General features: G+C 65.0%; 10 protein-coding genes. All 10 read left to right on the top strand.

The window, feature by feature from the left end:
* Positions 1-118 precede the first annotated feature (118 nt).
* The 10 genes from AC57B8_RS26170 to tssG all read left to right on the top strand — a co-directional run bounded on the left by AC57B8_RS26170 (position 119) and on the right by tssG (position 13158).
* On the top strand, positions 119-604 hold the full coding sequence (locus AC57B8_RS26170) for an Hcp family type VI secretion system effector (protein ID WP_062471480.1): 486 nt from the start codon (positions 119-121) through the stop codon (positions 602-604).
* Positions 605-723: 119 nt separating this feature from the next.
* Positions 724-1308, top strand: a complete 585-nt coding sequence (gene tssJ, locus AC57B8_RS26165; RefSeq protein WP_496481204.1) for a type VI secretion system lipoprotein TssJ — start codon at positions 724-726, stop codon at positions 1306-1308.
* Positions 1309-1343: 35 nt separating this feature from the next.
* Entirely contained in the window at positions 1344-2699 is a 1356-nt protein-coding gene (gene tssK, locus AC57B8_RS26160; RefSeq protein WP_496481203.1) for a type VI secretion system baseplate subunit TssK, read from the top strand.
* Complete coding sequence (locus AC57B8_RS26155) at positions 2696-3958, top strand: sterol desaturase family protein (RefSeq protein WP_496481202.1); 1263 nt, start codon at positions 2696-2698, stop codon at positions 3956-3958. The genes tssK and AC57B8_RS26155 overlap by 4 nt, the downstream gene beginning before the upstream one ends.
* Before the next feature lie 12 nt (positions 3959-3970).
* On the top strand, positions 3971-4627 hold the full coding sequence (locus AC57B8_RS26150) for a hypothetical protein (protein WP_496481201.1): 657 nt from the start codon (positions 3971-3973) through the stop codon (positions 4625-4627).
* 52 nt (positions 4628-4679) lie between these two features.
* Positions 4680-6056, top strand: coding sequence for a type VI secretion system protein TssL, long form (gene tssL / locus AC57B8_RS26145; protein WP_496481200.1), 1377 nt, complete (start codon positions 4680-4682; stop codon positions 6054-6056).
* A 24-nt stretch (positions 6057-6080) separates the two neighbouring features.
* On the top strand, positions 6081-10148 hold the full coding sequence (tssM, locus tag AC57B8_RS26140) for a type VI secretion system membrane subunit TssM (protein ID WP_496481199.1): 4068 nt from the start codon (positions 6081-6083) through the stop codon (positions 10146-10148).
* Positions 10149-10166: 18 nt separating this feature from the next.
* Positions 10167-10898, top strand: coding sequence for a type VI secretion system-associated protein TagF (tagF, locus tag AC57B8_RS26135; protein ID WP_496481198.1), 732 nt, complete (start codon positions 10167-10169; stop codon positions 10896-10898).
* Positions 10895-12004 carry a TagK domain-containing protein gene (locus AC57B8_RS26130; protein WP_496481197.1) on the top strand — a complete coding sequence of 370 codons (1110 nt, stop codon included), beginning with the start codon at positions 10895-10897 and terminating at the stop codon, positions 12002-12004. The genes tagF and AC57B8_RS26130 overlap by 4 nt, the downstream gene beginning before the upstream one ends.
* Entirely contained in the window at positions 12001-13158 is a 1158-nt protein-coding gene (gene tssG, locus AC57B8_RS26125) for a type VI secretion system baseplate subunit TssG (protein ID WP_496481196.1), read from the top strand. The genes AC57B8_RS26130 and tssG overlap by 4 nt, the downstream gene beginning before the upstream one ends.
* Positions 13159-13170: the final 12 nt, after the last annotated feature.

The following is a 13170-nucleotide window of genomic DNA, read 5'->3' as shown; positions in this document are numbered from 1 at the left end:
GCCATCGAATTGTTCGAGGAAGTGGCGCGCAGACGCCACGGCATTTCCAAGGACGCGCCATCAAGAGCGCTCGTGCATTCGTCATTTACCGACAAATTCAAACACAGGGAGTTTTCTCATGTCACAAGACATTTTTCTGAAGATCAACGGCATCGAAGGCGAATCGCAGGATTCGGACCACAAGAACGAGATCGAGGTTCTGGCCTTCAACTGGAAAGCCTTCCAGGAATCCACCATGCACGCCGGCTCGGGCGGCGGCGCAGGCAAGGCGACGGTCGAAGACCTCGAGTTCGACCACTACATCGACCGTTCGAGTCCCAACCTCATGAAGTACTGCCTGACCGGCAAGCACGTGCAGGAGGCCAAGCTCACGGTTCGCAAGGCCGGCGGCAATCCGCTGGAGTACCTGAAGTTCACCTTCTCCGACGTGATCATCACCTCGATCCAACCCTTCGGCTCGAACTCGGACGAGATGCGTGTCAAGGAGCGCGTGCGCCTTTCCTTCTCCAAGATCAAGCAGGAGTACTCCGTGCAGAACGCCCAAGGCGGCAGCGGTGGTGCCGTCACTGCAGGCTACGACATCAAGGGCAACAAGGAGTCCTGAAGCCTTCGCTTCGCCCCGGATCCGTCCGGGGCTTTTCGACTTCGGTTCGCGCAAGGGGGTTGAGGAGGCGCGAATCGAAGTCGGTTCTTTTGCGTTCCTTTTTTCAGTTTGATTCCCACATGAATCTCGACATGCCAGGGCTGTGCCAGAGTGTTGCGTCCCGACGCGGGTTGTCCAGGTGGATGTCGCGTCCCGGATCTCCATGCCTTTGGGGCTTTGCATTGGCAGTTGCATTGGCAGGGCCTTCGCCGGCATATGCGCAGTTCTCACACCCAAGAGAGCAAACCAAGCTCGATATCACGGTCACTGCGGAAGCCGGTGTCAACCCGGACGACAAGGGGAGGGCGGCACCCATCATGGTCCGCATCTACGAACTCAAGTCGGAGGCAACCTTCGAATCGGCCGATTACTTCTCGCTGCACAACAGCGACAAGACCGTGATGGGCGCCGACCTTCTGGTGCGCGATGAGTTCATCCTGCGACCCGGAGAGGCCAAGAAGATCCGGCGCATGTCGCACCCCGAGCTCGCCGCGATCGGCGTGATCGCCGGCTATCGGGAGCTTGCACAAAGCGAGTGGCGCCTTGTGCAGAAAGTCGATCCCGCCCCCGAGTCCGCCTGGTATCGCACCGTCATCCCCGCCAACAAGGTCAAGCTGGAGATCGCCCTTCAAGGCAAGGGCATCCAGCTGACGCCCATCAAGTAGCACGTCTGCGGCCCGAAAGCACAACGATCGAATCCATGAGCTGGTACAACAAAGTCGCCTGGAGCGAAGGGCTCTTCCTGCGTCCGCAGCTGTTTCAACAGCAGGAGCGCTACCTCGAACACCTGGCGCACAAGCGTGCCGCCTCGTTGACTCCCTTTTACTGGGGGTTCAACCACTACAGCATCGATGCGGAGTCGCTCTCACTGGGCAAGCTGGTGCTGGCCAGCGCGGCCGGGATCTTCTCGGATGGCACGCCCTTCGATGCACCAGGCCAGACGCTGCCGCCAGCGCCGCTCACGATCTTGCCGGAGCATCTGGAGCAAATCATTCACCTGGCGGTGCCGATCCGGACGCCCAACGGAGAAGAAACGACGTTCGATGACGCCGGCATCTCAGCGTCGTCATTGGCCCGGTTTTCGGTGTTCGATGCGGAGCTGCGCGATGCCAACTCGATCGGACAGGGGGCAAAGACCGTGCAACTGTCGCGTCTGCGCCTGCGTCTCCTTCCGCAACGCGAACTGACCGATGCCTGGATCGGCTTGCCGCTCGCCAAGGTGACGGTGCTGCGCTCGGACGGAAGCATCGCCGTCGACCCTCACCTGATTCCGCCGGTAGCCGGCTATGGCGCAAGCCCCTTGCTGGCGGACTGGATCACCAATCTGCACGGCTTGTGCAAGCTGCGCGCGCAATCGTTGGCCGCCCGACTGAGTGGCAACGATGGCAAGTCCAGCGAAGCCGCCGAAGTGTCCGACTTCCTGCTGCTTCAGATCCTCAATCGCTACGAGCCCATGCTCGAGCACTGGCTTCGGGTGCGTGAGACCTCTCCAGAGATGCTCTACACCGCCTTGCGCACGTTGAGCGGGGAGCTGGCCACCTTCGTTCGCGGAACCACCCGTCGTCCGCAACCGCATCCTGCCTATCAACACCTCGACCCGTACCTCTCCTTCAGGGAGTTGATCGGGGATGTGCAAGCCTTGCTGAACGACGTGCTCGTGCGAAGCGCCCAGAGCATCCCCTTGGCGTCAAGACCCAATGGTGTGCGCGTTGCGAGCGTCGAGCCCGCGGAGTTGCAGGGCTTCTCCAGCCTGGTGTTTGCGGTCGCGGCGCACACGCCGCCGGAACAGTTGGCGAGCCAGTTTCCCGCTCGCTGCAAGGTGGGACCGAGCGACAGGTTGACCGAGCTCATTCGATCCCATCTGCCGGGCATACCGCTGCAGACCTTGCCCGTTCCGCCGCGTCAGATTCCCTTCAATGCAGGCTTTGTCTATTTCCAGATCGACCCTCGTGGTCCGCTGTGGGAACACATGGTCAAGCATGGTGGGCTGGCGCTGCATGTCGCGGGCGAGTTTCCGGGGTTGCGCATGGAACTATGGGGCGTGAGGGAAAAATGAATCCCCTGAAATTTCCGACCCGTTTGTACGAAGGGGTCCTCTACGAGATCAAGAAGGGCGCCGAGCTCGCACTGTCGCATGGGCCTTTGCGATCGGGCAAGGGGATGGTGAGCGGAATGATTGCACTGGTGCTGGCCAACTTCAGCATGCTGGGCGTGTTGTTGTTCCAGTTTCCGGATTTCCTCAGCACACCCAAGGTGCGTGAGTACCTGAGCTTCGATGTGATGCGAATCGTGTTGCTGGGCGCGATGGCATTGTGCGGAACCTTGGCGTTGTTCAACGTTGTCTTCGGGCGGGTGCGACGCCTGTCTGCATGGGCATTGCTCTGGTTGGCCGTGGCCGTCGTGGGGTCAAAGTTGGGCGTCAGTGCAACGGGCAATGGCTGGCTTCCTGTTGCGGGGCAGTTGGCCGTTGTTCCCTATCTGGGGGTTGACTGGCTGATCTTCGATTTGCTGGCGACAACCCTGCTTTTCACCACGATCGAAAAGCTTCGGCCCCTGAAGCCCGAAATGCCCGTTTTCAGGAAAGACTGGCAGACCGACTTCATGTACTTCGTCACAGGCCACTTGCTCATTGGCGTGACGTTGTTTCTCGTCTATGCCGTCTTGTATGGCGTGAGTGGTGCACTTGCCGATCTCAATCCCGCCGCACAGGGCACATTGCGCGGCTGGGTCCGACAGCTTCCGTTCGGCTACGCACTGCTCCTGCTTTTGCTGATCACCGACTTCGGACGGTACTGGCTGCATCGCTTCTATCACGAGACAGCTATCGGATGGCGACTGCACGCGATCCATCACAGCGCCGAACACATGGACTGGATCTCGGGAAGCCGGACCCATGGCGTGGAAACGGTGATCTCGACGGTGGTGATCCTGGCGCCAGCGTTCTTGCTTGGCTTTTCACAGAGCGTGATCAACGTCTACGTCCTGATCGCGGGCGTGCAGGCCGTGTTCAACCACACCAACGCATCGGTGCGGCTGGGGCCCCTGCGCTATCTCATCGTGACACCGAACTTTCACCATTGGCATCACAGCCGAGACGCGGAAGGCCTGGACCGATGCTATGCCGCGCACTTTGCGTTCTGGGACTACCTGTTCGGTACGGCGGTCAAAGCCGACAAGAACAAGATCTGGCCGGATGGCTACGGGGTCGTCGGCGACTACGTACCGCGAGGGTTCTGGGCGCAGCAACTGCATCCGATCCGATGGTCGGGGCGGTGGGTCGATGCGCACGGCGTCGAGCACAGAGAGAACCGTTGATCGGAGGCGCAAATGACCACACCCATCACCAGCCTCCAGAAAGAGTACATCCGATTGCTCGACGGCAGCTCGGCCGCGATGACCATCGCCGGTGCGCACATGGCCTCGGGCGCCTTCGTCGGCGTGTCCTGGAAGAACCTGACCTTTGTCGGATGCGACTTCGCAGGGGACGGCAACATCAAGCTGGCGTCGATGTCGGGCTGCAAGTTCATCGACTGCCGGTTTCTGGCACCCCATCACGACTTCGGCGTGATGACCGATGTGAGCTTCACCCAATGCAGTTCGGCCGGGCGTTCGATCGTCTGTGGGGGCGATGGAAGCACCGGCGTCCTGTTTCAGGCGTGCAGCTTTGACGGCGGAAGTTCTGCACCCGCGGCGCACGAAGGCGTGGGGTGCTTGGGGGAGGTCACCTTTCGCAATTGCACAGGTCGCGGCGAAGTGCTGGTGGCCGGCACCCGTCTGACCATCGACAACTGTCGGTTCGACCACATGACCTTCGCCATCGGCCGCCAGCGTCGGCGCGGGACACCGCTGGCGGCCACCGTCCTGATCGACAACTCGCAGGGCTCCGGCGTGTGGCGAATGGTCGACTGCCGCATGAAGACCAGCCACATCCAGAACAGCAGCTTCGAGCAGATCGTCAACGACAGCTCCGAGTGCGAGGCCTGAGCAGGCTTCGCTTTTCCATCGGGCTCGGCCCGTTCATTTTTCCAACGCTCCAATGCTCTACAAAGAAGAATTCAACGAGACGCCTGCGGGAGGTGGTGGAACCGACCCGCGCGACGGATCTGGTGATGGCGAACTGTTCGGCGAGTCGGCCGATGTCGCGCATCTGGTGTCCGAGTCCTCGACGCAGGAGCGCCTGACCGCGGTAGCCGCGGCTCAGAATCCTTTGCTGGAGGCGGCCCAGCCCTTGCTGCGGGCCCTGGCAGACATGCCCGCTGCGCTGGAAAGCGACGGCGTGGCGTTGTTCCATCAGTTGCTCGAGCGCGAGGTGGCCGCTTTCCAATCCATCTGCACCACTGCGCAGGTCCGGCACGAACATGTGGTGGCCGCGAGCTACGCGCTGTGCACTGCGCTCGACGAAGCGGCCAACAGCACGCCGTGGGGCGGCGGGCAGGGCGGAGAGGCCGGTATCTGGGCTGGCCAACAGCTGGCCGCGAAATTTCACGGCGATACCAAAGGCGGTGACAAGTTCTTCCTTCTCGTCGGCCGCCTCGCCGCGAGCCCGCAAGAGCACGTGGATCTGCTCGAAGTGCTGTACCAGATCCTCGGGCTGGGTTTCGAAGGTCGCTTCAGCACCGCGGCGAACGGGCGCCGGCAGCTTGAAACGGTTCGTCATCGGCTGTTCTCTTTGCTGGGCAACGCGCGCGGCGATGTCCCGAGCGACCTGTCGCCGCATTGGAAGGGTGTGGGGGCTGGCAAGTTTCGCTTGCTGCGCAGTGTGCCGGTGTGGGTCACTGGCTCGGTGCTGACGCTGATCCTGTTCGGCCTGTTTGCCTGGTACAAGTACCAGCTGTTGCAGTCGAGCGCCGATCTGCAGCAGCGCATTGCGGCCATCGGCCGGCTGCGTCCCCCGCCGGCGCCTCCCGTCAAGCCGCTGCGCCTGAAGGAATTGCTGGCGAGCGAAATCGAGCGAGAGACGGTGAGCGTGGACGAAGACGAGCGCCGCAGCATCGTCACCTTCAAGGGCGACGAGATGTTCGTCCCCGGTCAGGCGCGCCTCAGTGCGCGGATTCTCCCCGTGCTGGCGAAGGTGGCCGACGAGATCAACCAGGTCTCCGGCACGGTTCAGATCACCGGCCATTCGGACAACCAGCCGATTCGCACGCGCGAGTTTCCCGACAACCAGGTCCTCAGCGAGAAGCGGGCACAGGCCGTGGCCGAAGTGCTGACCGGCAAGGGCGTCGTGCCGTCGCGCATCCAGACCGAGGGGCGCGGCGCCACGGTTCCCATCGCAGACAGCACCACCGCTGCGGGGCGTGCCCGCAACCGGCGCGTCGACATCATGGTCACGCAGGGCACTGGCGTCAGCGCCAGCGCCAGCGCCAGCGCCAGCGCGGGTCCAGTGAAGCAGCCAGCCGCCGCCCCGCGCTAGACGCAAGGCAGGAATCCATCACTCATGCAATATCTCAAACAGCTCCTGGCCTTCCTGTTTTCCCGACAGATGCTGGCCTTCCTCGCGATGGTGCTGCTGGCCCTCGCGATCTGGTTCATCGGTCCGCTGCTCGCGCTGGATGGACTTCGCCCCTTCGCCTCGGTCGGGGTACGCGTGACCTTCATCGTCATGCTGCTCGTGCTCGGCCTTCTCTGGATGGTGTCGGGCCCCTACAGCCTGTTGGGCGTGGCTGCGCTGTGCCTGCTCGTATGGCATGCAGGGCCTCTGCTGGCCATCGGGGCGGCGAAGCCATTGGCGCCGCTCTGGGTGCGCACCATGGTCATCTGCACCATCCTTGTGATGTACGCGGTGTACTGGCTCTACCGTCTCTGGCAGGCCTTGCGCAACAACGACGATCTGCTCGCGAAGTTCCTGCGCTTTGGCCAGGATGCCGACCAGGACGACAGCGCGAAAGAGGAGCTCAAGACAGTCACCGCCACGGTCACCCGCGCCCTGACCCAACTGAAGGGCTTGCGTGGGCGCGGCGGGCTTCGCCGGATCCTGGAGGGCAAGCGCTACCTCTACGAACTGCCGTGGTACATGATCGTCGGCAGTCCGGGCGCGGGCAAGACGACGGCGCTCCTGAACGCCGGACTGCAGTTTCCTTTGGCGCGCCAGATGGGGCACGCGTCCAGAAGCATGGTGCTCAGGTCGGAAGGCGGCACGCTGAACAGCGACTGGTGGTTCTCGAACGAGGCCGTGTTGATCGACACGGCCGGCCGCTACACCACGCAGGAAAGCAATCCGGTCTCGGACCCCATCGAGTGGCGGGGATTTCTGGGGCTGCTGCGCAAGCACCGCACGCGCGCGCCGCTCAACGGCGTCATCGTCGCGCTCAATGCGGCCGAGCTGCTCACGATGTCCGAGATGGAACGCGCAGAGCATGCAAGCATGGTGCGAGACCGGTTGGCTGATCTGCGCCAGGAGCTCGGCATCCGCTTCCCGGTCTACGTGATCGTGACGAAGATCGATCTGCTGCGGGGCTTCAGCGAGTACTTCCAATCCCTCACCAGTGAAGGCCGCACCCAGGCTTGGGGCTTCACGTTGCCATTCCACGGCATCCAGAGCTCGCGAGCGGCAGTGCGCGACCGCGAGCCGCTGCGCGCCCAGATCGAGGCGGAGCTGGCGTTGCTCAAGGGCCGTCTGGCGGCGGGCTTGCGCGCCCGGTTGAACGAGGAATTCGACGTCGACCGCCGGAAGCGCCTGTTCGCGTTGCCCCAGGAACTGGCCGGCATGTCGGCGCTCCTGGTGCCGATGCTCGACGAGATGTTCCTGGCGTCGCGTTTCGACGGAACCCAGCTGCACGACACGCTGCGTGGTGTCTATTTCACGAGTGGCGCCCAGGCCGACCTGGAAATGCCTGCCGATGCCGGCACGCTGTTTCAGCGTCTGCAGCGCAGTCTGGGCCTGGGGGCGGGCGGCGCATCTGCGGCCGGCAACGAAGAGGGGGTCAAGCCACCGGGAAGAATGGCCTCGCCCATGCGGGGACAGCAAGGGTTCTTTCTGCAGGACCTGCTGACCAAGGTGATCATTCCCGAGGCGCATCTGGTGCGCCCCAATCTGCGCTGGGAGTTCCGCTTCCGGTTGTTGCGTCTCACCGGGCATGCGCTGGCCGTGGTGATCTTCCTGTGGCTTGCCGGCGCGCTGGCCCTGAGCTTTGGCAACAACCGCCAGTACCTGAGCGCCGTGGGCCAGCGCGCCGAAGCGCTCACCGTGCAGGTGCGCCAGTTGTTCGCCGATTTCAAGCCCGCAGGGGTTCCGGACGTGCTCAGCGGGGCGCGCGAGTTGCCGGGCTATTCGGGCCTCGACATCGACAACCCGCCCGGCAGCTTTCTCTACGGCCTCTACACGGTGCCTCCGGTGCTGGATGCGGCCAGCGATACCTACGCCCAGCTGCAGGATCACACCCTGCTTCCCTCCGTCCTGCAGCGGATGGAGAGCGTGCTGAAGCAGAGCATGAACGACGGCGATGCCAAGACCGCGTACGAGGTTTTGCGTGTCTACAAGCTGCTGCACGACAAGGAGCGCTACATGCAGGGCGGAGCGCAGGATGTACGCAACTGGGTGCTGAAAGACTGGGAGAGGGCCGACAGCGCTACCGCCTTTGGCGGCCGGGCATCGATGGTGGGGCATGTCACGGCACTGTTCTCCGGTGCCCGACCGGTGCAGTCCGCATCGCTGCCCAACGAGGCGCTAGTGCGCGCGGTACAGAACTTCCTGGACAGCAATACCTCGAGTCAGCGCGTCTATGAACGGGCCAAGGCCGCCATGCTGTCCGAGGCGCCCCAGGAGTTCACTCTGGTGCGCGCGGTCGGACCCCAAGCCGGGACCGTGTTTTCCCGCGCAGGCGGGTTGCCCCTGGAAAAAGGGGTGGCAGGCCTGTTCACCTATGACGGCTACCACGAGGTCTTCAACAAGCGCTTGCCGGAATTCGTGGTGCGGGCCCTCGACGACGATGCATGGGTCATGGGGCGCGGCGCGCAGGGCGGCGCGACCTTAGTCACGCAAATGAAAACACCAGCGCTGCTCGATGAAGCGGCCCGCAAGCTGCGCAACGATCCGCTGCTCGATGACATCCGGCGCCAGTATTTGGCGGAGTACGCCCAGCATTGGGAGTCTTTTCTCGAGTCGATCCGCACCGTGAGCGGCAGCGACACCACGGGAACGAGCCTGGGCTTCGATCTGAGCGTGCTGCGGCAGCTTGCCGCGCCGGACTCTCCGCTGGCACGGTTGGCTCGCGCGGCGGCCCGCGAGACCACCTTGTCGCGCCCGCTGGTGGTTCGCACACAGGAGGAAAAAGGCTTCCTCGACAAGGCCACCGACGAATTGAACAAGCAGACCAGCGCCATCGGCAGGAACCTCGGTATCCGGGCCGAGGAGCGGCTTGAAAAGCAGATCGTCGACAACCGCTTCGCCGCGCTGCGCGAGGTCGTCACGGGTCAGGCCGACATCGGGGTGACCAGCGCCGGCGCCGCAGCGGGCAAACCGGGGCTCGAGAACATCTCTGGGCTGCTGAACGAGTTCTACACTTTGCTGGTCGTGGCAGACACGGCGCTCACAGCCGGAAGCCTGCCTCCCGGTGGTGCCGAGGTCGGCGCCCGTTTGAAGCTGGAGGCCGGCAAATTGCCGGCGCCCTTTCGCGAGGTCCTGACGGCGCTGGCCGCAAGCGGTGGCGACAAGGTGATGCTCGGTTCCACCGGCATCCTGCGCAGCCAGGCTCAACTGCAGCTCGACCGCATCATGGGGTTGATGGCGATGCAGGTCAGCGAGCCCTGCAAGCGCGGCGTGGAAGGGCGATACCCGCTGGCCGCCGTGACGCAGGACGCGTCCATCGAAGACTTTTCGCTGGTGTTCGCTGCAGGCGGTGCGGCGGATGAGTTCTTCAACAAGCACCTCGCACCCTATGTGGACATGAGCGTGCGGCCGTGGCGTTACAAGGATCCGAATGTGGCCAATGCCATGGTCGGCATCGACGCTGCGGCAGGCAACGGCGCCGGGCTGAAGCCGGCCACTTCCGGCCCGACCCTGCTCGGTGAATTGCTCAAGCTGCTGGCCCAGAGTGGTCCGAGTCTCGATGCCTTCTACCGCGCACAGCAGATTCGCGACCTGTTCTTCCGTGACGCGGGCGGCAAGAAGCTGGCCTGGAAGATCGATCTGCGTGTGCTCGAGCTCGAGCCCAGCATCACCGAACTGGTCATCGACATCGACGGGCAGGGGCAGCGCTATGTTCATGGCCCGGTGCAGGCCTTTGCCGTGAACTGGCCGGGGCCTCGCGGCGGGTCGATGGCGGAGATCACGGCCAATCCCCGCATTTCGAACCCGACCTCGACCTTCCTGGCCCATGGGCCGTGGGCCTTGTTTCGTCTCCTGGAGAAAGGGCGCATCGTGAGCACGGCCACGCCGGGGCGACTGAGTGTGGAATATGTGTTCGACGGCCGCAGGGCGTTGATCGATGTCAGTTCGGGCAGCCAGCCGAATCCCCTCGGTAGCGATGTGCTCAAGGGCTTTCGTTGCCCTGGACGCGCAGCCTGACCCATGCGGATGTGGAGCATGCTGCGTGCCGCGTGGCACGTCACCCCGCCCGCCATCTGGGGAAAACTTCCCGGTCATGCGGATTTCGTTCGCAGCGGCGTCCGCCACGGAGAGCCGGACGCGTGGATGCCCTGGCTGGCCCAGCAGTGCCGCCATGCCGGGGCTGACGCCTCTGCACGTGCCATGGCGATTCCCGTCGCCTTCGTGCTTCCGCCAGGAACGCTGGCGTTCGCGCGGCGGCGCTTCGTGCTGGGCGTGATCGCGCCCTCCGTTGACAAGGTGGGTCGGCGCCACCCGTTGCTCGTCTATCAACTGGCGCATCCGCGCTGGACGCAGGCGCATTTCGGCGCTCAGGTGCAGGAGCCCCTGGATTGGCAGTTCTGGCTTGCGCGTGCCGTGGCCCGTCATGCCTGTGTCCAGGGGGCGGCCGATCTGCGCGTGCTGGAGCGCACGGTGCGGGCGCTGTGGCGCGCGCAACCGTCGCAGGACGGGCGTGCGGCATTGAAGGACGAGAGCAACCGCGCGCATCGGCGCCGGCAGATGCAGGCATTGCTCGAACGTTGGGCGGGGCCCGCGCTGCCGGACGATCCCGCCGCGGCGCTGCAAGGCGTTCGCTTTCTGCCATGGGCTGACTGGCCGAACCGGCTGCAGGGAGCCCGAGCGGAAATGGCGTTCTGGCAGCAGGACGCGCAAGGGCGCTTCATCGGGGCGGCCAACCGGCTGCAGAAGCTGTGGGGGGACGCACCATGATCCGCATGGAGACAGGGGAAGGCGACCCCGAAAAGACCCCGTTGCGCCTGCAACTCACGCACAGCAACGGCGAGCCACGGCGTGGCGCGTTGTCGATCCCTCCCTCCGGCGCCGGCATGGCCGATGCGCTCCAGCTGTGTGGGGAGCGTCAGAGCGAAGCGCAATGGCGCGCGGCCAATCTGTGTCGCATCGCATGGAGCGAGAGTGCGGGGGAATGGCGTTTGACGAACAGCAGCCACACGCTGATGTGCGTGTGTCGGGGCGAGCGCGTGCCCGCAGGAGCGAGCGTGCCGGTCGCGCCGGGGGACACGCTGGAACTCGGGCTGTTGCGTTTCACGGTCGAGCAAGGCGCTCCGGCCGACGTGAGGAAGCCGGGCACGCAGGCGCCTGGCCGGCGCGCTTCCGCCGATGCCGACCGGGGCGCGGCGTCGCACACGCCCGCGTCCGACGCGTCGCCCTTTGATCTGCGTGTACTGGCCTTCAACGACCGTCCGGAGGGCGGCGAGCGCGACGAACACGTGGATGTGCTGGCGAACCCCTTCGGCGTTCTCGACATCGCAGGGGCGCAGCCGTCGCCCGTTGCCGATGTCCTGGCGGGGCTGCTCGGTGATGCCCCCGTGGCTGCGCAAGCACGACCTGCGGCGCGCCCGGCAAGCCCGCCGGCCCGTGGCGATGGCCGCCCGGCCAGCCTGCTCGACGAACTGCACGAGGAGTTCGTCCGCGTCGTGCGCGATCCCGCTCAACTCTCGGGGCGTGTCGACTGGGAGGGCCTGCTGGCATCGGGCAACGAAGCCGCGCCCACGCTCGACGACTTGCGTCGGCAGGCCGAGCCGTACCCGTTGCTGCGCGACATCCTGCTGCCGCGCGAGGGCATCGACCGGATCATCGAAGACTTCGAGCCCCTCGTGAGATCAGGCTTGCTCGACCAGGAGGTGCCCGAGGACGTGCTGGGGCTGTTCGCCCCGGAACTGGCGCGCGACAGCCGTGCGCCATTGCCCAGCCTGACACGGCAAGAGCACCACGACCTGTCGCCTGACAGCCATCTTCACCTGGGGTCGACAACGTCGCACCGCGTGGGCAGCGACGAAGGCGAGGGGAAGCCATGACGAAATCCCCGGAGGCCGCTCCCGTCGGGACGCTTCAAGACATGCTGGGACGATTGCGGCGTGCGCCGTGGAGGTTCGGCTTCCTGTCCCTGTTGAGGCGCTTCGGCGCGTCCCACCTGCAGCATCCCCCCGTCGGCTTGGCCAGGCGCCCTCAGCAGGAGCCGTTCCGGCTGGGGCAGGCGGCAGCCTTGACCTTCGCGCCGCGCGAAATTGCCAGCGTGGTGCTGCCCGGCGAGTCGGAGCGCCGGGTGCCGGGGGCGTCGCCGACGCGGTCCGGCAACAACCCGATGCTGCCGGTCGTGCGCCTGTACGGCCTCGGGCTCCTGGGCCCCAACGGCCCGTTGTCGCTGCACTACACCGAACTGGTGCGAGACCGCACGGAAAACCACAACGACAGCACCCTCGCGGACTTTCTCGACCTGTTCCATCACCGCTACCTGACGCACATGTACCGGGCGTGGGCGCAAGGACAGGCCGCTGCCGGGCTCGACCGGTCGGAGGACGAGGCGTTCAGCCGCTACATCGCACGCCTGACGGGGCACGACCCGCTCGAGATCCGCGATTCGGTGCTGCCCGCGCACGCCCGGTTGGCGGCCTCGACCCACCTGGCCCGCGAAGCCCGCAATCCCGACGGGCTGGCCGCCACGCTGGCGCACTTTTTCACCGTGCCCGTGCAGCTGCAGGAATTCGTGCGCCACTGGATCCGGATCGATCCCGAAGACCAGAGCCACCTGGGGCGCGCGCGGACCTCCAGCATCATGGGCGTCGGGGCCATGGCGGGGGAGGTCGTGGCCGACCGGCAGAACAAGTTCCGGCTCGTGCTCGGCCCGCTGAGCCTGGAGCAGTACCTGCGTTTCACCCCTCAGGGGCAAGACCTGGGCTTGCTCGTCGAATGGGTGCGCGGCTTTGTCGGCTACGAATTCGTCTGGGAGGTGGAACTGCGTGTGCGCAACGACAGCACCCCGCCGGCACGGCTCGACGATGCCGAAAAGCTCGGGTGGTCTACCTGGCTCGGCGGTTCCGGCCGCGCGGAAGACGGGCGGCCTGCCGTCGATGCGCCGCGTTCGACGCCCGGCTACACCGTCGGCATGGTGTTCGAGCCCGAGGCGTACATCGGCTCGCGCCATCACGGCCAGGCGACGGCAGCACGCTGAATTTTTCCCTTC

The sequence above is a fragment of the Variovorax sp. BGA-UO-ETr-C22 genome (genome assembly GCF_059567965.1).
This window is presented reverse-complemented; position numbering and strand designations above follow the sequence as displayed.